Here is a 21,561-nt window from a genome sequence, read left to right as displayed (position 1 = left end):
TGTGTGTATATTTGACGCAGAAAAGAATTTGCCGATTAACCGGCTAAGCCAATAACAAACTGACTATGTATCCAACCTGGCGATGGTACGGCCCGAACGACCCCATTACTATCGATGAAGTAAAAGCTACCGGAGCACAGGGAGCTGTTACGGCATTGCACCACGTAAAAAACGGCGAAGTTTGGAGCCGACCGGCTATTCAACAGCGGAAAAAAGAGCTGGATGGCCTGCCGTGGTCTGTGGTGGAAAGCGTGCCGGTGCACGAAGGGATCAAGCAAAATATGACCGAAGCTCCCTCTTTGCTGGAAAACTATAAGGCCTGTATCAGGAACCTGGCGGCGGAAGGCATCAACACTATTTGCTACAATTTTATGCCGGTTCTCGACTGGACCCGGACCCGCCTGACGGTACCCGTTACCGGTGGCACGACCGTAGCATTGTACGGGCTCGACCTTGCGGCCTTCGACCTCTTTATCTTTAAACGCGAAGGCGCGGAAAAGGACTATCCTGCAGATCTTTTGGCGCGGGCGCAGGAGCATTGGGAGACACTTACGAAAGCAGACAAAGAAGAAATAACGGACAATATGCTCAAGGGGCTTCCCGGCGCTGAAGAAAGCTTCACCCTGGAGTCTTTCCGCAAGGTGGTCGCTCCTTACCGGCAGATCTCCCGGAGTGTATTCAAAGACAACCTCCGGCGTTTTCTGGAAGCGGTAGTACCCGTAGCCGAGGAAGAAGGGGTGAACCTTACCATTCATCCTGATGATCCGCCATGGCCCGTCGTCGGCCTGCCACGCATCGTTTCCACCCACGCTGACCTGGCCGAACTGCTGGGTATGGTAGACGCCACCGCTAACGGCCTCTGCCTTTGCACCGGCTCACTGGGTGCACGGGGAGACAACGATCTGCCGGCCATGGCCAAAGCCTTTGCCGACCGCATCCACTTCCTCCACTTCCGTAACGTGACCAAAGGGCCCCACGCCAGCTTCGCCGAAAGCGGCCACCTCATTGGAGACGTAGACATGGCCGCCGTCATGCGCCCCTTACTGGAAAGAAATATACCGTACCGCCCCGATCACGGTTTTACCCTCCTCGACGACAGAAAACGCCGCACCAATCCCGGTTACAGCCTCTATGGCCGGATGAAGGGGCTGGCGGAGTTGGAAGGCCTCCGTACGGGGCTCAGCGCAGTAAGTTAATTGCTCCCCTCAGGTCCACTATTTTTCCGTTACGGAGCTTGATGGCTCCGGTGTAGGAATAGACACCCGGAACGGCTTTCCTTCCGCTGATTCGTCCGTCCCAACGGTCTCCGTCCGGGCCGTGTATCCAGACCAACTGCCCCCACCGGTCGTAAATTTCCAGCTTCTCCACCTGCTCGGAGCCCGGTCCCAGGTAAACCTGTAGGTCGTCGTTGATGCCGTCACCATTGGGGCTAAAGGCCGTAGGCACGTAGTAGCGGGGCAGATTATCGACTTTGATGGTAAGGCTGTCAGTTCGGGTACAACCATCAGGAGACGTAATCGTAAGGTGATAGGTAGTTGTTTCGTTGATGGCGGCGATGGCTTGCGGGCAATCCCAGCATTCGAGGCCAGGGTAGGGCCGCCAGGCATAGCTTTCGACCGGCTGGTCTGAGGGTGTTAGTTGATGGCTTAGCGGATTGGGCTCTCCGGGGGAGGTGAGGAGGTCAGGCCCGACATCAACGGTGAAATCGGGAGGAGGCCACAGTGGGGTTGGGGGGCCGTAGATGCGGCATCCGTTGGCATCGCTTGCACCTACTAGGTAGATGCCGGCGGCCAGGCCGGCGAAGGTGCGCTCTGGTTGCCCGGACCCGTCTTCAAGGAAATAGCGGTAAGGAGGCAGACCGTTCTCCACTTGGGCGGAGATGGCTCCGCCTTGTCCCCGGCAGTCGGTTCGGGTTTCAATATCGGTAAAGCGAAAGACGGGCAGCTCCGGCACGGCGAAAGAAAGGCGTCGTCGGCAACCACTATCCTCGGTTACCTCCGCGTAGTATTCTCCTGAAGGCAAGTCGGAGATGGTGGTTTGATCGGTAGCAAACTGTCCGTTGGACCGGGTGTACCAGTCGACCGTGTAAGGGGCAAGCCCACCCGTGGGCTTGAGCGTAACGTCGTGGACGTTGGTACAAGGATCCGGCGTCAGGGCGGGCTCCGCCAGGAAGCCTCCGCTAAAGGGAAGATCATACTCCGCGGTGAAGGGGCAGTGCGTGCCGTCACTAATAGTGACGGCGTAAGCGCCAGCAGCCGTGGTGTTGAGCACATTGCCGTTTGTTCCGGGCGTCAGGCCCGGCCCGGCCCATTGGTATACGGCGGTGGCATCCGTCGTCAGGCTAATGCTTCCCGCTTCGGGTAAGCAGCCTATGGGCAAAATGTCTGCGGCTACCGATAGCTCGCCGCTGAGCGGAAAGTACAGCTTTACGGTGTCTGGGGAGCAGTTGCCCGGGTAACCGATGATGTGTACCTCCGGTGGGAGGGGTGGATATAATATCAGGCTATCTTTAGTGACGACGGCACCTGCACGGAGGGCAAAACCGTACTGGTCGGTTAGCTCAAAACGGGGGTAAAACCAGTTGCTGGTAAGACGAACGCGGACAGTATCACCCCGGCAGCCCGCGGCAGGAGAAGGTATAGCCCGAAAGCTTTGTTCTCCGCTTTCCGTAACGTGAAAAGTCTCTACCACCCGCTCGCAAGGCGTACTGATGGTGACGCTGTAGTCTCCGGCTTCGGTGACCAGAAAGTTATTGTGTCTGGTGAGATCCGACCATTGATACCGGGCGAAAAAATCAGTGCTGGGATAGAGTCGAAAACTGTTGTCGCCGCAAAAGGAAACGGAGTCGCTCACGAACGCTGCCGGTAGGATGGGCCGCTGAATGATGACGTTGTCGGACACGGCACAACCTGCCGGGGAGGAGGTCCTTAGCTGATAGTTACCGTCTATGTCGAGGCCGGGTGGTGGCCGGTGAGCGGGGGAGGTAGCCCCGTTGATGGCCACGCCATTTTTATACCATTGGTAGGTCGCGCCGGGCCGGGTATCTCCCTCCAGCAGGATGTTTTCGTCACAGACTGAGTTGCCCGTAACGCGAATCGGTCCACTAATTGCCTGGTCGAAGGCAGCACGTTCATTGATCCGGAGCTCATCGACGAAATAGTAGTGTCGCCAGCTACCGCTTTCTTTTTGACTGGCACAGGCGGGGCCGACGGCGATGGCTTCGTAGGGATAGGCGGGGGTGAAGTCTACGGTGGTCGCCGACCAGCTTCCACCAATGCCATTCACCAGGAAATTGGTGATGAGCTCCCAGCCCGGAGCCTCAGACCGTTCGGGGCAGTCGGTATTTTCGAAGTAAAGACTGTCGCAGGCACGAACACCGTAAAGGGCCAGTACGGCTGGGGCAGGCGACTTGATGCGGGTGGCGGCATAATCGCCCTGCAAGGTGGCCGAGACTTTTTGCATGAAACCGACTTGCATCGCCATGCGGTATTCGCGGTCAGTGGCCAGCGCGCCGCCGTCTAGCAGGCAGGCCCCCAGGTATTCTTTGTAGCCCGCAAGTTGCTCGCCAGTACCATCTTCGGAGCCATCCTCCCGATAGGCTTCGGAGACTTCGGCCCAGAAGCCAGCGACACCGGTACCAGCGGGCAGGGGCTGGGGAAGGGCTGGTGGTAATTCGGGGCCCGCACCGGAAAAGGTGAAAGCATTCCAGAAGTCAGTAGTGGCATTACTGGCGCGTCGCCAGCCTACGGCGCAGTCTATCTGGCCCGGCCCGTCGGGCAAGCCGTTAACCTGCCCGGAGGTACAGCCCTGCTGTTGCGCGCTGAATTCTTCGAAGGACGGGTTGGGAAACAGGCTGGGAACGGCCACGGGGAGCAGGCAGCTGCAGTCAGTAGTATCGTTAAGATCGATGAGCAAGTCACCGTCATCGTCGATGCCGTTATCGCAGATTTCCTGGGCGTAGAGGCTTCCCGATAGTAACAGCGCGCAGGCGATGAAGAAGAGGAATGGAGAACGGATAAGGCAAGGAGGCTTCAGGTTAGTGCGTTGGTTTTGGAAGACTCAAGGTACTGCAAGATTTACCGTCAAGTGATCATTTTTTTCAGGTTTCAAGTGTCCCGGAAGGCAACATGCTCCTCACGAAGTGATTTTTAAAATTACGTGTCGCTGAGCGCCCGCAAACGCTACGGATCTTAAGTAAATGGTGTCCCAAAATTTTACGGTTTGAGTATAGGGTAGCCAGGAGGTACCGTTGCGGATGGTTTTCTGGCGCCCTGATAGCTATCGGGGCAGGAGGCAAGGGAAGTTATTAGATCATCACGGGCTTGCGCTTGATCTGCGGTGCTTATATTGCCTACCTCAAAAACTCCGTACATCGTTTGTGGCATTACCCGAAATGAGACGTTTTATAACAACACTATAGCTAACCGCGTCGTAATAACACAGTACGGGCAACAATGCATAAATTAGAGCGAATTTTTGAATCAACGGCCAGCCCGGTTTGCTTAGAGTACTGGTAGAACCGCCGTTTATAAACCCCCAAAGTATGTCCCTTTCTTTTATTGACGATAACTGGCTACTGCAAACGAGTACCGCCCGCGAGCTCTACCACGAATTCGCCGCAAAGGAACCGGTCATCGATTACCACAACCATCTCTCGCCGCAGCAATTGGCGGAGAACCATCACTTCGGCAACCTGCACGCCGCCTGGCTTGACGGTGACCACTACAAGTGGCGGGCGATGCGCATGAACGGCGTTTCGGAAGACCTGATTACTGGTAAAGGGACGGACCCACGGGAGAAATTCCGTGCTTACGCAGCTACGGTACCACATACCCTGCGAAATCCGCTGTTTCACTGGACCCACCTGGAACTCACCCGCTATTTCGGAATCACCGATTATTTGAATGCCGATACGGCCGACCGTATTTATGATCAGGCAAGTGAACAGCTACGCGGACCGGAGAACGGTACCTGGGGCCTGCTGCAGCAGCAGGATGTCCGCTACATCTGTACTACGGACGATCCGGCAGATGACCTGCGGCACCACGCGCTGGCTGCCACCAACGGTTGTCCGGTCACCCTGCGCCCGGGCTGGCGCCCGGACAAAACGCTCCGCATCGATCTGCCGGGGTGGGGGAGTTACGTAGGCCGGTTGGCCGAAGCTGCCGGGCAAACGATCGCCAGCTACGACGACCTGCTCGCTGCCATGGAGCAGCGGCTGGACCACTTCGCAGCGCACGGCTGTACCGTTAGCGACCACGGACTTTCCAACGTCCCGAACGTCGCCTATGACCGCGCGGTAGCCGCGCAGGTGTGTGCTGAAACCCTGCTGTCTGAAAACGGTCATTGCACCGGCGACCGCGCCCAGACCTTCCTCGTTACCTTGCTAACCGACCTGGCCCGCAACTACGCCAAACGCAACTGGGTGTTCCAGCTCCACCTCGGTGCCCTGCGCAACAACAACGACCGGGGCCTGCGGGAACTCGGCCCCGATACCGGCTTCGACTCCATCGGCGATTACCCCCAGGCCGAAGGCCTGAGCCGACTTCTCAATTTCCTCGACAATACCGGGGAACTACCTAAAACGATCCTTTACAACCTCAACCCCGCCGACAACGCCGTTTTCGCCGCCATGATCGGCAATTTCGCCAGTGGCGGCAGTCGTGGCAAGATTCAGTGGGGTAGTGCCTGGTGGTTCCTCGATCAGTGGGACGGGATGAGCAACCAACTCAACACCTTGTCAAGCATGGGCCTGTTGTCCACCTTCATCGGTATGCTGACCGACTCGCGCAGCTTCCTGAGTTTCCCCCGGCACGAATACTTCCGTCGCTTATTATGTGATCTACTCGGCGAAGATGTCCGCCTGGGCCGCTTGCCGGATGACCGGGAGTGGTTGGGGAAATTGGTGAGCGATGTTTGCTATGGGAATGCTAAGGGGTTTCTTGGGCTTTAGTGCATGTGGCGTAGGGCATTCGGTCTGCCTGAATATTGTTACGTGATGCTTTTTAGCTTACAAAACATTCTGTTTTTTTACAGATCCTATTGGCTACTCGTCATCCGGACAGGTATGTGTGACAGCACGTTTTATTTGCCTGCCGGGGGCCTACTTTTGAGGCATCAAAAGTAGCAAAAATGCCTGGCTGTGCCGGTGGCTGCTCGGCTAACGAAGCCCCAAAAACCTAAAAGAAAAAAACTCGCGACGGAGCCTGGTGCCATGCTTCTAAACTTTTAGATTACCGAAACCAGAAGCCAAAGCTCTACCTTCCGGTGCTCAAACAGCTTTTCTTTTTTAACGGCTTTTGCGCCTCCGTTAACCGGCCACCGCCAAGGCCGTCCTTCGGAAGTTGAAGTCAGAAATTTCATCCAAAACTACCTGGCTTTTCGTCAAAGTTTCAGCTTTGTGGTAAAGTCCAAATTCTGTATTTCATGTTTGAAAACCAAGGCTTTGATTTTTTTACTGAATTTTATTTTACCCACCAGCCTGGTAGCGTTGCCTGAAATACAAATCGTTCCCTGCAACCGCTATCCACGGCCTTGGCCACGGCCACAAATGTTGCCCTTGATGGACGTTAAGAAATGCAAACTGTATGAGCCTCCACCAAATTTTGACTTCGCCGAAAGGCTTCTGTAACCGAAAAATTGGAGCACGAAGGAACAGGCTAAGAGGCGAGTTTTTGCATTTTAGTCCATCATGGGCAGCATTTGTGATCAGCCGGGGACACAGCCAAAGGGTTTTGCTTCTTTTGCCCAACAAAAGAAGGCCGCCGGCAGGCATATGTAACGGCAGGTCGCTTATCCTCAAATATCGCGCGTGTGCGAAGAGAATAAACTTTCGAGGTATGTATAAGATGTAGCGTATCCCACCCAAAAATGATTTCATTCAAGAGAATTTACAGAAATAACCAGGAAAGATGTAACGAACTATGCCCTAACTTTAATTGAAAGAAAACATCCCACCATGAAACAACTCTTTCTACTGTGCATCGGCTGCTTATTGATGACCGGCCTTTACGCACAAACCCCACAGGGTATTAACTATCAAGCGGTTGCTCGCAACGGAGATGGCGTCCTGCTGCGGGATCAAAACGTTGACGTTACGTTCACCATTCGTCTAGTAATGGGCGGAAATGCCGCCTATGTAGAAGGGCATAGCCTGATGACCAACGGCTTTGGCCTGTTCACCGCGGTTATCGGACAGGGCACCGCAACGACAGGCACTTTCGATGAGCTTGATTGGTCCCAGGCTTACGAATTAGGGATATCGGTAAACGGTACGAACCTTGGGTTCACCCCCTTCCAGAGTGTGCCCTACGCCCTGAACGTTGCCCCCCGACGGGAGTTGATCGGGATTCCTGCAGCGCTTTTCTCGCCTAATAACAACGATGCGTCCTTCCGTAACTCGATTGGTAATGGTGGAGCAGAAATCACCAGTACGAATGGTGCTTCCGTCACCAGTGTCCTTAATGCTCCGGTACAATTGCCCCATGGGGCTGTAGTCGAATCCATGACGGTCTATTTTACGGATAATTCCGAAGCTGAAATGCGAATCTGGCTGGCCAAGGAAAACTATTCCGCAGGGTTCGCAATTATTGGAGAAGTGACTACCACCGGGAATGAAAGTGGTATCCGGGAAGGAACGGTCAATATTAACCATACCATCAATAATGAGGATGGTGGGTATTACATTCGGGTCTTCTGTGACGATTGGAACCTCTCCGGTACCAAGCAGATTAAAGGCGCGAAAATTACGTACACCCATTAAGCCACTAGTCATGAATAAGTACCTATCACTATTTCTACTACTACTGGCCAGTACTTGCCTTTCTGCCCAGGTTACCCTGGAACGCGAAGTTATTGGAAGCCTGGGACAGTCTTTTGCGAACGGAGACCTCCAGGTGTCTTCCACGGTTGGTGAAGCAGCCGTAACCACCCTGTCAAACGAGGCATGGTTACTTACCCAGGGTTTCCACCAGGCGGAACGCGAAGACTTGACCTCAGTGCAAATTGTACCGGAAATCATATCCGATCTTGCCGTGTATCCTAACCCCACTAACGGCCAATTCTGGGTCAGGGTAGTTACCCCGGCAGCGCAGTCCCTACGCTTTGAAGTAATGGATGTTTCCGGCCGCATACTCAGTAGCGTTGCCCGACGATTACCAGCCGAAACGGAAGCCAGGGTGAGCTTCAACGCCACCGATTGGCCGGCTGGCCTTTACCTGATTCGGTTGCTCGGAGATAACGGTACTTTAGCTGGTAGTGCCCGGTTGGTGATTGTAGGTAATTAGCCAGTTGGGCAAGGGCGAGCCCTGCCCCCGGCCTATTGGCGAGAATTTTATTGAAAACTATTGTAGTGTTAGCCGTCAGACAAACTTTTGTCCGGCTTCGCCAGGTCAAAAGAATTTGTCGGACGGCCGGACCACCCGTCCGACGGATTCTTTCCCGTTTGCGACGAAGGAGCAAAAACGGGAAAGTCCGTCTGACGGGTCCTGGACTTATTCGAATTTTCGCTCGTTAATATCCGGTAGCACTATACCTTTGCCCCATGGAAAAACCCCTCCAACCCCAAACCCACGCTATCCGCGGGCAAATGGATCGTACGCAGTACCGTGAGCACGCTACGCCGTTGTTCCTGACCAGCAGTTTTACCTTCGATTCTGCCGAGGCGATGGCCGAGACTTTTGCCGGTGAGCGAGCGGGCATTATCTATTCCCGCTACAACAATCCAAGTGTGGACGAACTGGTGGCTAAAGCCTGCGCACTGGAGGGCACTGAAGCGGGGTTTGCTACTGCCTCGGGTATGGCAGCAGTCTTTGCGAGTCTGGCGGCATTGGTCAAACAAGGGGACCACATTGTTGCCACCCGTGCCCTTTTTGGTAGTACCCACCAACTGCTTACCAACATACTCCCAAAATGGGGCGTCACTTTCACCTACGTGGAGCCGGAGCAGCCCGAAACCTGGGCGGCTGCGGTACAAGAGAATACCGTGTTGTTCGTAACCGAAACGCCGTCGAACCCCGGCCTGAAGCTGGTGGATTTGGCTGCTGCCGGTAAGCTTTGCAAAGCACATGGTTTACTGTTTGTCGTCGATAACTGCTTCGCCACGCCGGTGCTGCAGCGTCCGGCAGATTATGGCGCTGATCTGATTACCCATTCCGCTACCAAGTGGATGGACGGCCAGGGTCGGGTGCTAGGCGGCTTACTGCTGGGGACCCAGGAAGTGATGGATAAAGTGATTGCCTTTTGCCGGCACACTGGCCCGGCCATGTCTCCGTTCAATGCCTGGGTAATTTCGAAGAGCCTGGAAACGCTGCACGTACGAATGGCAGCGCACTGTCAGTCAGCTTTGGCCATGGCACACTGGCTGGGGGAGCAGGTGGCGGTCACGCAGGTGCATTATCCGTTTCTGGAGAGCCATCCACAGCACGATCTGGCCCGCCGGCAGATGACCGCCGGAGGCGGCATCGTTACCTTCGAACTGGCCGGCGGCATCGCCGCCGCACAGCGCCTGCTCAACGCCGTCCAACTCTGTACCCTTAGCTCTAACCTGGGGGATACCCGGACCATCCTTACTCACCCGGCCACCACTACACATTCCAAACTTACGCCAGAGGAGCGCGCCTCCGTTGGCATCTCTGATGGCCTGATCCGGATGAGCGTCGGGCTGGAGGCGCTGGTGGATATTCAGGGGGATTTGTTGCGGGGACTTGGTTAGTATTTTTAACCAATAGCACTAAAACGCCTCCCACCAAACCACCCCCCCACTATTCCCAAATTCCAGCTCGTCAACTGACCCCGTTCCAAAAAACTCATAGCGGATGCCCACGAATTCTTTAGGGTCTTCCTTGCTCTCCACGGTAAAAACCTGTTGGCCGTTAATGGAAAAATTAAGTAAGTCACCGTCTCCGGTGCATTCAAGTTCAAGCCACTGGTCTTCGCTGACGACGCCGAAGGCGGAGAGGTCGTTGGTCCGTCCGTCGATACCCTTGCCGCCGGCGTACAGGCTGAGTTCAGCAGTACACCCCGGTCTGCTGAGTGGAATGCTGATAGCGCCGTTTTTCAGCAGTAGTAAAACCCGGATTTGTTGACAGGTAGAGGTGCCGGCGTTGTAATCGTGGCGTAGTCGGGTTCGGAACGCAAAGTTATCTGAGAAGAGGCCGTCCAGTGCGCCCACGTGGGTGAATACCACTTTGGGTGGAATGGGCTGCAGGGGGACCTCGAGGCTTTTGAGCAAAAGTTCGGAAACCGCCAGGCGGCCTTCCTGATGGACTTCCTTCAACGGAAGGTAGACGGGAACTGGTTTCCGGTCGGCAGCAGCGATCCAGCCTTCGGAACGTATAAAAAGGTCGCGTTCCTTTATGACCTGATCACCCACGAGTAGTTTGGCCCGGAAGTAACCCGGCAGGTAGTAAATAGAGGTGTAGACGTGTTGATCCCTGGGAATGAGGACCCGGCGTTCCGCATCCCAATTTTGCTGGAGGTAGACGGAGTCGCCGGCCGGCGCGGCGGTGGCGTCGTAGGTGAAAACAACGGAATTGGGAACGCCGGTGGTGACCGGTCGGAAATTGAAGGAGAAATCTGCCGGATCAAGTTTGGGAACCGCTGTTCCGGCAGGACCAGTTTTGGGCGCGGCCGCAGGTGCAGTGGAGGTTGGAAAAAGCAGGGCAATAGCTGCGGCGAGCACTGCTAATGGGACGAGGTAGTAAACGTAAAGCCTTAATGGATTGCGCGCGCGGCGACGGTGGAGTCCCGGAGGGACGTCCTGCTTAGCCAGGGGCTTCAGCCCCTGGTCTTCGTTGTCTGGCTGGTCAGTAGAAGGCTTGGCATCGCCGTAATGTGCTGGCTTCAGCCCCTGGTCTTCGTTAGTTCTCAGCGCATCTGCTTTACCAGACTTACCCTGCCTGATGTCGGCCGGGAGCGCATTGTCTTTTTCTCCATCGTTAATTTCCGGCTTATTGTCCGGTGTTTCAGCCCACTCCTGCCGGAAGGCCCGCCAGTTTTCGTACCCGGCAAAAACCGCTAAGGCATCGAGAGTGGTAGGGCTGGGCTTACTGGCATAGGCCACCCGACCCCAGACCCGCTTCAGGGTGGTCGGGCTTAGGTGTACGCCGGTAGCGTCGGCGATCCGGTCGGAGAGTTCCGTGAAATCGTTATTGGCCCACGTTGCGGAAGGACCCCAACCGGTTTTTGCTTCGATGTCGGCCAGGCAATAGACCAGCAGGCGATCTTCGTGGTTCATGGTACAAAGGTAGGGGAGTGGGGGAGGAAACGATAATGAAAACGAGGAGAGTCTCGGCTTGCACGACTTTGCACAGCTTTGTCTCAGTGCGTGTACCACTTTGCACAGTTTTGTGCTGTGTTTGAATGGGAAACCGGAAGGTCCACCCGCACTTTTGTGGCATCATTAATCAAAAACCCCTAAGATGCAACGCCTACTGTTATCCCTGGCCCTTTGTCTTTTCCTTGTACCTGCGGCCGCGCAACAAAAACAAGCCATCCCCATGAATCCCTCGGCTTGGGAGTTGAATGGCCAACCCGCCAAATTTCTTACGTACCTCGGCCAGGCAAGCCTCTTCATCGATGACGGCGGCACGGCGAATACCGGCAGCAATACCGTCACCGTCAAAGACCTGGAATTTGCCAACGGGACGATCGAATACGACATCGCCTTTACGGAGAAAACGCGCTTTACGGCCATTCATTTTCGCCGCAAAGACGACGCCAATTCCGAGCATTTTTACCTCCGTGGCCCCTGGCGGAATGACCCCAATATTAATACCGGAATTCAGTATGCCGCAGTCCTTAAAGGCGTGAATATCTGGGATTTGAGCGAAGCATACCAATCCAATGCCGATATGGTTGCAGCGGGCTGGAACCACGTAAAATTAGTGGTGAAGGACCGGCAACTTCTGGCTTACGTCAACGACATGACTACACCCGCTTTGTACGTTCCGCTAATGGACGGAGATTGGACAAAAGGAGCGGTTACTTTCGACGGTAGCGCTTACCTCGCCAACCTCACAATTACCCCAAATGTCACCCCCGGCCTGGCCGGTGCCGAAGGTTTTGATCCTACGATCAACGACAGCCGCTTCCTCCGCAACTGGCAGGTAACTGCCCCCGCCAATTTGCCCACCGGCCAGGAACCAACCCCGGCCATGCTTCCCAAAGAGACAACCACCTGGTCCACCATCTCAGCTGAACGCCACGGCCTGGTTAACCTCAGCCGCCGCTTCGGAGCAACGCCCCAGGGAGAACGTCGCATGGTCTGGCTCAAAACCACGGTCACCGCAAGCAAAGAACAAGTCCGAAAACTCGACTTCGGCTTCAGTGACGAAGTCTACGTTTATCTCAACGGAAAACCCCTGTACCAGGACAAAAACCTGTACAACACCCCCGGCATGAAAACGCCCCGCGGACGATGCTCGCTGGAGAACAGCCGCATAGACCTGCCGCTGGCAGAAGGCGATAACGACCTGCTGATCGGGGTAACCAATTTCTTCTTCGGCTGGGGTATTATGGCTCGGTTGGATGATAGCCAGGGGCTGGGGTATTAGTCGGGAGTGTCTAGTTTTCGGGTTGTCAGGTTATCAAGTTGTCGGGTTGTCCTGATAATCCGGCAACCGATAACCCGATAACTTACCCCCTCGCCTACTCACCATCCATCCCCAACAGATGCTGCAATTTATGAACCGCCTCCGGCTTACCGTCGAGGTGTTCCCGAAGCATATTCTTGATCTCACGAATATGGTCGTTTGGTCGCTCCTTAAACTCCGCGAAGGCCTTAGCTCCTTCTGCCGGATCGTCTTTCAGAAAAATAGGGCGCAGGTAGTCTTCCAATATGGCCGAGCGTAGTTCATGGTTGTCGGCATCATCCGCAATAGCGAAAAGGGCGGCGTCGATGGTGGGCTGAATAATCATAGTAATAGCTTTTATTGAAAAACTACGTTAGGGTAAGGGTAAGTTCGATAGCGAAGAAGAAAACTTCGGGGTTAAGGTAACCATAAGCCTTAATAACCCGAACTTCTCAGTATGTTCGCCCCGTCCGACAACCCGACAACCCGACAACTTGACAACCCCGACCATGCCCCGCTCTTCCTACTGGGAACAAACCACTTTCCTGCGTTCTCCCGACGTGGCCATCATCGGCGCCGGCCTTACGGGCCTGCAAGCAGCGCTGGAACTCAAGCGCCGCCAGCCCGACCTCGACGTGCTGGTCATGGAGCGGGCGGCCATCCCCCGGGGCGCAAGCACCCGGAATGCCGGCTTCGCCTGCTTTGGCGGCCCAACCGAATTACTCGCTGATCTGGACGCCTACGGACCGGAATCAATGGCAGACACGGTCCGCAAAAGATTTGCGGGGATTAAAGCACTGGAAAAAAACTTCGCCCACCGGGACATCGATTGGGTGAAGGACGGTGGCTACGAAGTGATCGATGATGCAGAGATCATAACGCAGGTGCGTAACCGGTTGCCGGAGTTGAATGCTTTGCTGCGTGAGGTGACGGGGCTGGAGGAGACCTGGGTAGAGGTGACAGAAACTAACTTTTTAAAAAGTTGGACTGACCACGCTGCCCCCCCTTCCAGCCTCCTCCTCCACAACCCTTTAGAAGCACAACTCCACCCCGGAAAACTCGTCACCTTATTGCTCAACGATTGTCATCGGGCCGGGATACGGTTCCTCTTTGGTGGTGAAGTGGAGTCACTTGAGGGCGGGGCCGCAGGTGCAGTGAAAATTAGAGGAGCAGCGTGGGGCACGCTGCACGCCAGCCAGGTGCTCGTTACCGTCAATGCTTTCGCCCGGAAGTTGTTGCCCACAGATTTCCCCGAAGAAATCCGCCCCGTACGTAATCAGATTCTGTTGAGTGACCCTTTGCCCGACTTCAAGCTGAGGGGCTGTTACCACTACCACGAGGGCTACGTCTACTTCCGCAATGTCGGCAATGACCGCCTGCTCATCGGCGGTGCCCGGCACAAAGCCGGGGCTTCGTCCGAAACGGACCTCTTTGGCCCCAACGGTGTCCCCGAGGCCTACCTGCTGGAAAAGCTGAATGAATGGTTCCCCGGGCGGACCTGGACGGACGCCGACTTCCCCACCCGCTGGAGTGGTATCATCGCCCAGGGCGATGGCAAATCGCCCGTACTTCGCTATGCCTCAGACAATGTGCTGGTCGCCGGCCGGCTGGCCGGCATGGGCGTAGCCCTAAGTGCCGACCTTGGCAGGCGGGCTGCGGAAAAACTGCTGGAGACAACTACTAATCGTCCGTAAGGTCAGTGTAGACCACACCATTATCGGGCATCTCAAAAGCGGAATCGTTGGTTCCTGGCCGGAAGTCATAATCGGAAACAGAAATGTTGGTAATAACCTCTTCCGGTTTGTCTGACCAGCGTGTGGTGTACCCCGTTGGCAGCACAATGCCCGCCACGGTAGTTTTACCCGAAAGCACCATAAGTTTTTCCGGCAGGTGGCCACCATCTTTGAAAAAGCCAGGGTAAGAAACTATGTAGTTGAGCGCATCCAGTTGTTTGGTCGTCGGATGGAGCCAAAGGACATAGTAATCATCGGCAGCATCGCCAGTTCCTGCGTCATAGGTCACTTTCACTTTATGGTAGTTGACGCCGTTCAGTTCCCCGTCGGGAAGTTGCTCAAAGTTGATGCCCTCATCTGCCAACACAAAGGGCAACCCAACAAAATAGTAGGGCGTAAGCGACCAGAAACGCGGACTAACCGTCGGCTCACTTTCTGCCGGAGCCTTCCAGGCGTTTTTACCGTCAAAACCATAGCTGACACCTTCTTGGTCGACTGACTGGTGTATTGAACGGGCATTAACGTAATCGTTCAGGCTGTAGGAATCCCTGATGGTGCCTTCTCCTACGGGGCGGTAATCAAAGTGAAAATAGAGCGGGCTCTGACTGTACCATTTTTCCAGACCGCCATGCGCGCTTATGGCTGCTGCCACCAGTTGACTGGCGGGCGTTTTGCTTAACCGCGCTGTTGCGGCATCGATACGGCCGGCAAATGGAGAAACTGCTTCTGCTGGCTCAGTTACGCCAGGGGAGTCTGCCGCCTGTTCACTACAACCCAAAAATAAGAAAGGAAGAAGTAAGAGTACAAATATATATTTCATGTTGATATTTATTGGTGAAGGTTTAGCAACGCTGGATGTTTACTATGTCGTAGACGTATTGTCAAATGCCGACACTTCAGCCCAAAAAAATACCACCGGCCCCTCATCGAGAGACCGGTGGTACAGACTGGTTTTTCAAATCCAGCTTAGTTGTTATTATTTCCATTGGCACTGTGGAGATAGCCAACGGCCATACTGTCTTCTCCAAGGAAGTGCTCCAGGTGATGACAGCGGTCTTCTATTTTAAAGAGGAAGCCCTCCAGCATATTTTTGGTACCATAGTCGCCCAGCTTGAGCGCTTTTTCAATCGACTTGCGGAACTCTACGGCAATTTTCCGCTCATTCTCCATGTCGTTTTTGAATCCGTCACGGATGTGATAGACATCCTCAGGTTCTTGTTTGATGTAAGCAAGCTTTACGTAATCCTCCAGGCGGGTAGTCGGGGTGTAGCCGAGCAGGGTCATTCGTTCGGCAACGGCATCCAGTTGCAGGTTTACTTCTTCGTAGTGCCCCTGTAAAAACAAGTGGATGTCCCGGAATTGCGGACCTTCTACCAGCCAATGGTGCTTATGGTATTGCGCGTACATAATCCAGAGGGCAGCGAGGTGGCGGTCCAGGTCTTTAGCCATTTCTTTACAGGCTTTGTCAGACAGGCCTACAGGGTTTCCTTCGTAAGCTTTCTTTGTGCGTAACTTTTTCATCTTTCTTAGTTTTTTGGTTCGCTACTATAACGGAGGTGATAGTACAAGATGTTCACTGTATGGAAGCTTTTTATGGGATCCGGGGCTTTTTTGGCGCGGCCGCAGGTGCAGGGGGAGGTGGTGGAGCAGGCTTGCTGCTTTTACCTGGCTTTGTACCTGCGGCCGCGCCTCTTTATCTTCTATCAACGGAGAGATAACCACCTGGAACCATAAAAGCAGGTAAAAAGCAGGTAGATATACGTGTTTGAGCCCGTTACATTCTTCTCTCAAGAAGAAATTTTGGTATCTTTATCTTGTATTATTTCCAGGCCTGACCCGTCTGTTGTTCTTCAATCGTAATCTATGAAACTGACTTCTACCTTCCTCCGCTCTGTGCGGCTTCTTACACTTGCCTTGTTACTTTGTTCTTCTGTGAGCTTATCAGCTCAACTGAACCCGGGAGATGTCATGATCGTGGCACTCAATACGGACTCCAGAGATGGTACAGCTGCGGCACTTGCAAATTGCGGTGATGGGTTTGCTTTTGTTGCCCTGGTAGAGATACCCGCCAACACACCGATTTTATTCACTGAAAACGAATACCAAAGCACAGCATTTACTACTGGTGAAGGCACCATCACTTGGAGCAATCCTGCTATTACTCCGGCTGGTACTGTAGTCCAAATGATTACTCATTCCAGTAATTCCTCTGGTTGTTCTGTTTCTGCCGGGGCCAGCGTTGGCACCTTCAGTTTTGTGGGAGCAGATCAATGGGGCTTAGGTACTTCAGGGGAAGAAATTTATGTTTTTACCGGTTCCCTAGCTGCCCCAACACTTATTTCGGCAATCATTACGGATAATACTGATACAGGGACTAGTGCTAATACCTTTCCCGCAGGGTTCAGTCAGTTCGTAGTAGACCTCTCCCCTCTGGGCATAAACGCCGATCTGGCAATTATGACGAGTGGCCTCGGCTGTTCTTCCCAAGCCGCTTGTGTTGCCGCCATTACTGATGTGCTGACTAACTGGACCATCGAGGACAGTACTATGCCTAACGAATGTTGCGACGCTGATGGTTTAGATTACCCACAAGACATCCCCGGTAACTTCACCATCGGTGCGGCCTGTACCGACCCTACCTTTGACACCGGCCTTAGCCAAAACCCAGCCGGGAATCCTTGCCCCACGGCTAGTGTGAACATCCTCATCGATGGTGACCTCGGCACCAACACCGAAGGCTGGTTCCTGCGCACTGGTAGTGCCACCGGCCCGGTCATACAAGGCCCGGCGGTAACCTCTCAGTTTACCATTTCCGGGATCCAGGAAACAACTACTTATTTCGTTACGGCCGCTTTCTGTAGTGGCCCAGGACAAATTCCCGCATCCATCACCATCACCACCAACGGCACCGCCGCCATGGCCGGCCCCGATCAACTGAATCTCCCCGGTCCTTCCGAATTCCTGGCGGGCAGTAACCCCAGCCCCGGTACGGGAATGTGGACCGAGCTCAGCGGTGATGGAAATGGTGTGTTCGGCGACGCTACGTCACCTACATCTACCTTCAGCGGTACGCCCGGCGTGACTTATACCCTGCGCTGGACGGTAACGAATTCTCCTTGCGCAACGACCATGGACGATGTTCTGGTCAGCTTTGCCGGCGGAGCGCCGGCGCTTACCCCCGGCGACCTTGCCTTCACCGGCTTCCAGTCCGATGGCACCGATGAATTTGCCTTCGTCCTGCTTACCGACGTGCCCAACGGCACCGTTATCAACTTTACCGACAATGGTTGGTTGTCCGCCGGAAGCTTCCGCACCGGCGAAGGCGTCGTTTCACTGACCCTGAACGCTGACCTGAATTGTGGTACCGAAATTCGTTACGACGGTACTAATTTCCTGACGGCTGCCGGTGCCTCCGCCGGCACCGCGACGAACGTGACCGGATCCCTGGGGCTTTCTACCAGCGGAGACCAGCTTTTTGCTTTCCTGGGTAGCCTCGCTTCCCCCGACCTGATCGCCGGCATTAATTTCGACGGTACCGGTTGGGCCGCTGACGCCACCAGCACCAATACTTCTGCGTTGCCCGCCGTACTGGCGGGGAACAATGCCCTTACCCTTAATGAAGTGGATAACGGAAAATACAATTGCTCGGTACGAGCCGGCGAACCTGACGACATCAGGGCCGGCATTAACGATCCGGCCAACTGGAACGTGGCCAATGATCTTGGCGATCCAGCGGTCGTCATTGCCGAGGCGTGCTCGTTTACGTGTGGTGCTTGCGTACCTGCTCAACTGAACTCCTTCGGTACCAGCTCAACTGGAACCGTCTGTGCTGGTGAAGCAATACTCCTTTCCATTAATGGTACGCTAAATGACGCGGACCGTTGGGTCGTTACCTTCGGTGGCACTGTCGTGGGCGAGTCTACTACTAATTCCCTGACGTTTATCCCGGAAGTAACGGGAAATTATGTCTTAACCAGTATTGACGGCTGCCCTGGTCAGGAAGCCAGCCTTAACACCGATATTACCGTTAACGGTGCGTTAGCGATGATCACCGGTGACGAAATTCAGAAAGTAGCCGGCACCCTTCAGGACCTGGAGGGCAATACCTATGACAATGGTACGGCCGGCGTATGGGCCTTTGTCGATAATCCCGACGGATTGGGCGTAATCGATGACCCCAACGCTGCCAATACTTCCCTTACCGGCACCCCCGGCCAGGGCTACACTGTATCTTACACTATCACTCCCGCCGGTTGCCCGGCTTCCACTGATGAGGTCCGGATCGTGTTTACTGATGAGACTCCGCTCGCTTTGGGAGACATCGCCTTCGTGGGCTATAACTCCGATGCTGATGGTAATGGAGATGACGGCTTTTCCTTTGTCGTATTAAAGGACGTTAACGCCGGCACCAGTATTACCTTCAACGAAAACGGATGGCTCGCCGCTGGCGGCTTCCGTGGCACGGGTGAAGGTGTCGCAACGGTGGAACTATGTGGCTTCTACTCTTGTGGCACCGAGTTTGTCGTGCTGAGTAATAGCGAGACCATAATTTACGATACTGATGGTAACATCGCTGGTACGGTAACCGGAGGCCCAATTCAGCTGTCCACCAGCGGAGACCAGGTCTTCGCCTACCAGGGCGCTACCCCGACCGCTGGCGATATGAGCACCTTCCTCGCCGCCATCCAAATGAACGGTGCCTGGGATGCGAATGGTGACGATACCAATACTTCTGCACAGCCTACTGTGTTCTCGATGAACCCCGGCACCTCAGTAGCCATTTCTCCAGAAGTAGACAACGCCGTCTTCGATTGCGCGAATGCTCCAACAGTAGTAAACGAAGCCAACAGCCTGGCGGCCATCAACAATGCTGCCAACTGGACAACTAACGACAATACCGCACTTACCCTTCCCATTGATTGCGACGATTTGGGCTGCTGTGAAGCCGCCGTCATCACCAGCGTCAACTCCGATGCAAATAATATTTGCCCCGGTGACCAGGTAACGCTGACCGTTGATGGCGACCTTGGTGGAGGGGCAACATGGGTGTGGTACGACATCTGCCCAAGCGGTGCCGCATCTACTCCTACTATGCTAGGTACGACTTTCATTACCGTGGCGCCTCCATCGACGACTACCTTTTTCGTACGCGCCGAAGGCGGTTGTTTGGATAATGAGGATTGTCAAAGTATCACCATCATTGTTGATGCGGTCCTTCCTGACGCCCTCTGCCAGGACATCGAAGTATTCCTGGACGACAACGGTATGGTCACCGTAGATTCTAATGCTATCGACAACGGCTCCACGGACAACTGCGGCATCGCCGAGTTCTCCCTCACGCCGAATATGTTCGAGTGTGATGACGTCGGTAGCCCTACCCGCGCACTGATGACGATTACCGATAACTCCGGTAATCAGGACACCTGTTCGGCGCTGATTACCGTGAGGGATACTACTCCTCCGGTAATTGTTTGCCAGAACGTAACTTTAAATATTCAGGCCGACGGCGATACTTTAATCAATGTTTTCACCATAGGAGCGATCGTCTCCCGCTCGGATAATTGTGCCTTGGTAGGCAATGTCGGTATTGGTGGCATTGCCAATAATGGACTATTTACTTGTGCGGAAATAGGCGATAACAGTATCGATATTTTCCAAGAGGATTTGAGTGGAAACATAACCAGTTGTAATGTCGTAATCACCCTGACTGATGACGACATGATCTGTAACCAGCCCCCCGTCGCTGTCTGCGTAGCCCCCCTAACCGTTGACGCCGACGCCAACTGCGAAGCAGTAATTACCGCCGCTGAATTTGATGGCGGCTCCTCCGACCCGGACGGAGATATGCTGACCTTCAGCGTTGATCCGGTAGGGCCTTATGATATCGGAGAAACAGAAGTAACCCTCACCGTCAGCGACGGCATTGCCATGAGCCAGTGTACGACAACGGTTACGGTCAATGATGTTACGCCCCCCACCATTACGTGCACAGAATTCGAATTTAATTTTTCCGACTGCCCAGATGGCCTTGGGCAATTTACGCCCAATGGCTCCTTCGCTTCACTTAGCGCGGCAGGAACGATTCAACTCCAAGTTAGGGAGGTTTTTACCCTGGATTTGTCTGGATGTGTCGATGATAACTGCTCCGAATTAGGAGATCTTGATATTTCATTAGCGAAATCAACTATTGTTAGCAGGGTGGATGGTTGCTCCATCGAGTACTTGAACAAATACCTATTAAGAGACGGTGCTGGAAATGTTTCTCCTGATTCCATTTCTACCCGGGTAATGGTTAGTTTCGATGGAGATCCTCCAGTCATCACCTGCCCCGCAGACTCCCTGATCGATTGTGGCGTTGTCCCAACCGTTATGGCCAGCGATGCTACAGCCACTTCCGGTTGTGGTACACCTGTCGTTACGGTTGCTGGTCCTGCTATCGTTGGCGAACCAAATACTGCTGGAACTACCTATACCTTCACCTTCACGGCGACGGATGGCTGTGGCCAGACGACGACTTGTAATCAGGTATTTACCGTACAGGACACTACCGCCCCCGTCATCGTCTGCGAAGCCATCACGGTAGCCCTCGACAGTATGGGCATGGCCATGATCGCCAACGACGACGCCGTTGTCAGCATCACTGATAATTGTGAGGGAACCGTTTCTGGCCCCTTCACCATGGGCGGCCCGAGTGCGCGCACCTTCGACTGCTCTTTTGTCGGTACCACCGTCCAGCGGACGGTCGTGGCCACTGACATGAGCGGTAACCGCGGCGAGTGTACCTACGACGTGACCCTCATTGACACCATCGCCCCCATCATCGTCTGCGAAGCCATCACGGTAGCCATCGGTGCCGACGGCACCGCCATGATCGAAAACGACGATGCCGTGGTCAGCATCGACGACAACTGTGACATGGACCCCTCCGGTCCCTTCACCGTGGGTGGCCCCATTAACGGTCGCACCTTTGATTGTTCCTTCGTTGGCTCCACCGTCCAGCGGACGGTCGTTGCTACCGACATGAGCGGTAACCGTGGCGAGTGTACTTACGACGTTACGATAGTCGATGAAATTCCCCCAACCCTCGAATGCCCCGCAGAACTGACCGTCTACCTTGACGAAAACGGCGCCGACACCCTGCGCAACAACGAGTGGGACTTTACGGAACTGGACAACTGTGACATGAGCCTGCAGGGCCCACTGGTTGTCGGTGGCCCAACCCAGCGTCAGTTTGACTGTAGCCAAATTGGTACGGT

At 54.5% G+C, this 21,561-nt stretch carries 13 protein-coding genes; 8 read left to right on the top strand and 5 right to left on the bottom strand.

Translation table 11 applies throughout. The features are described 5' to 3' along the window. Positions 1 to 65 precede the first annotated feature (65 nt). Complete coding sequence (gene uxuA / locus B036_RS0104385) at positions 66 to 1,196, top strand: mannonate dehydratase (RefSeq protein ID WP_020567473.1); 1,131 nt, start codon at positions 66 to 68, stop codon at positions 1,194 to 1,196. Here the strand turns inward: uxuA and B036_RS0104380 are convergent. Next, the gene (locus tag B036_RS0104380; protein WP_020567472.1) at positions 1,180 to 3,915 is read right to left on the bottom strand and encodes a T9SS type B sorting domain-containing protein; all 2,736 of its coding nucleotides are present in this window, start codon (positions 3,913 to 3,915) and stop codon (positions 1,180 to 1,182) included. The genes uxuA and B036_RS0104380 overlap by 17 nt on opposite strands. 628 nt (positions 3,916 to 4,543) lie before the next feature. Between B036_RS0104380 and uxaC the strand changes: the two genes are divergently transcribed. The 4 genes from uxaC (at position 4,544) to B036_RS0104350 (ending at position 9,712) form a co-directional block, all read left to right on the top strand. Then, complete coding sequence (uxaC, locus tag B036_RS0104375) at positions 4,544 to 5,953, top strand: glucuronate isomerase (protein ID WP_020567471.1); 1,410 nt, start codon at positions 4,544 to 4,546, stop codon at positions 5,951 to 5,953. A 1,005-nt stretch (positions 5,954 to 6,958) separates the two neighbouring features. Then, on the top strand, positions 6,959 to 7,762 hold the full coding sequence (locus B036_RS33880; RefSeq protein ID WP_169435031.1) for a hypothetical protein: 804 nt from the start codon (positions 6,959 to 6,961) through the stop codon (positions 7,760 to 7,762). Positions 7,763 to 7,772: 10 nt separating this feature from the next. After that, the gene (locus B036_RS0104355; RefSeq protein ID WP_020567466.1) at positions 7,773 to 8,285 is read left to right on the top strand and encodes a T9SS type A sorting domain-containing protein; all 513 of its coding nucleotides are present in this window, start codon (positions 7,773 to 7,775) and stop codon (positions 8,283 to 8,285) included. A 257-nt stretch (positions 8,286 to 8,542) separates the two neighbouring features. Further along, on the top strand, positions 8,543 to 9,712 hold the full coding sequence (locus B036_RS0104350; RefSeq protein WP_020567465.1) for an O-succinylhomoserine sulfhydrylase: 1,170 nt from the start codon (positions 8,543 to 8,545) through the stop codon (positions 9,710 to 9,712). An 18-nt stretch (positions 9,713 to 9,730) separates the two neighbouring features. On the opposite strand, the gene B036_RS31630 is transcribed toward B036_RS0104350, so the two are convergent. Further along, positions 9,731 to 11,236 (bottom strand): hypothetical protein, encoded by a 1,506-nt coding sequence (locus B036_RS31630; protein WP_020567464.1) that lies wholly within the window; start codon positions 11,234 to 11,236, stop codon positions 9,731 to 9,733. Between the two features lie 184 nt (positions 11,237 to 11,420). On the opposite strand from B036_RS31630, the gene B036_RS0104335 reads away from it, so the two are divergent. Then, positions 11,421 to 12,554, top strand: coding sequence for a hypothetical protein (locus B036_RS0104335; protein ID WP_020567463.1), 1,134 nt, complete (start codon positions 11,421 to 11,423; stop codon positions 12,552 to 12,554). A 94-nt stretch (positions 12,555 to 12,648) separates the two neighbouring features. Here the strand turns inward: B036_RS0104335 and B036_RS0104330 are convergent, their stop codons facing one another. Next, positions 12,649 to 12,918: a hypothetical protein gene (locus tag B036_RS0104330; protein ID WP_020567462.1), complete on the bottom strand. Its 270-nt coding sequence runs from the start codon at positions 12,916 to 12,918 to the stop codon at positions 12,649 to 12,651. 163 nt (positions 12,919 to 13,081) lie between these two features. Between B036_RS0104330 and B036_RS0104325 the strand changes: the two genes are divergently transcribed. Next, complete coding sequence (locus B036_RS0104325) at positions 13,082 to 14,266, top strand: NAD(P)/FAD-dependent oxidoreductase (RefSeq protein ID WP_020567461.1); 1,185 nt, start codon at positions 13,082 to 13,084, stop codon at positions 14,264 to 14,266. On the opposite strand, the gene B036_RS28030 is transcribed toward B036_RS0104325, so the two are convergent. Beyond that, positions 14,253 to 15,125, bottom strand: coding sequence for a DUF6503 family protein (locus tag B036_RS28030; RefSeq protein ID WP_020567460.1), 873 nt, complete (start codon positions 15,123 to 15,125; stop codon positions 14,253 to 14,255). The genes B036_RS0104325 and B036_RS28030 overlap by 14 nt on opposite strands. Positions 15,126 to 15,271: 146 nt before the next feature. Continuing rightward, positions 15,272 to 15,826: a Dps family protein gene (locus B036_RS0104315; RefSeq protein ID WP_020567459.1), complete on the bottom strand. Its 555-nt coding sequence runs from the start codon at positions 15,824 to 15,826 to the stop codon at positions 15,272 to 15,274. 411 nt (positions 15,827 to 16,237) lie between these two features. Between B036_RS0104315 and B036_RS28025 the strand changes: the two genes are divergently transcribed. After that, positions 16,238 to 21,561: hypothetical protein (locus tag B036_RS28025; RefSeq protein ID WP_157472033.1), on the top strand; the 5,324-nt coding region annotated here is incomplete at its 3' end.

This window comes from Neolewinella persica DSM 23188, assembly GCF_000373105.1.
In the GTDB taxonomy this organism is placed as follows: domain Bacteria; phylum Bacteroidota; class Bacteroidia; order Chitinophagales; family Saprospiraceae; genus Neolewinella; species Neolewinella persica.
This window is presented reverse-complemented; position numbering and strand designations above follow the sequence as displayed.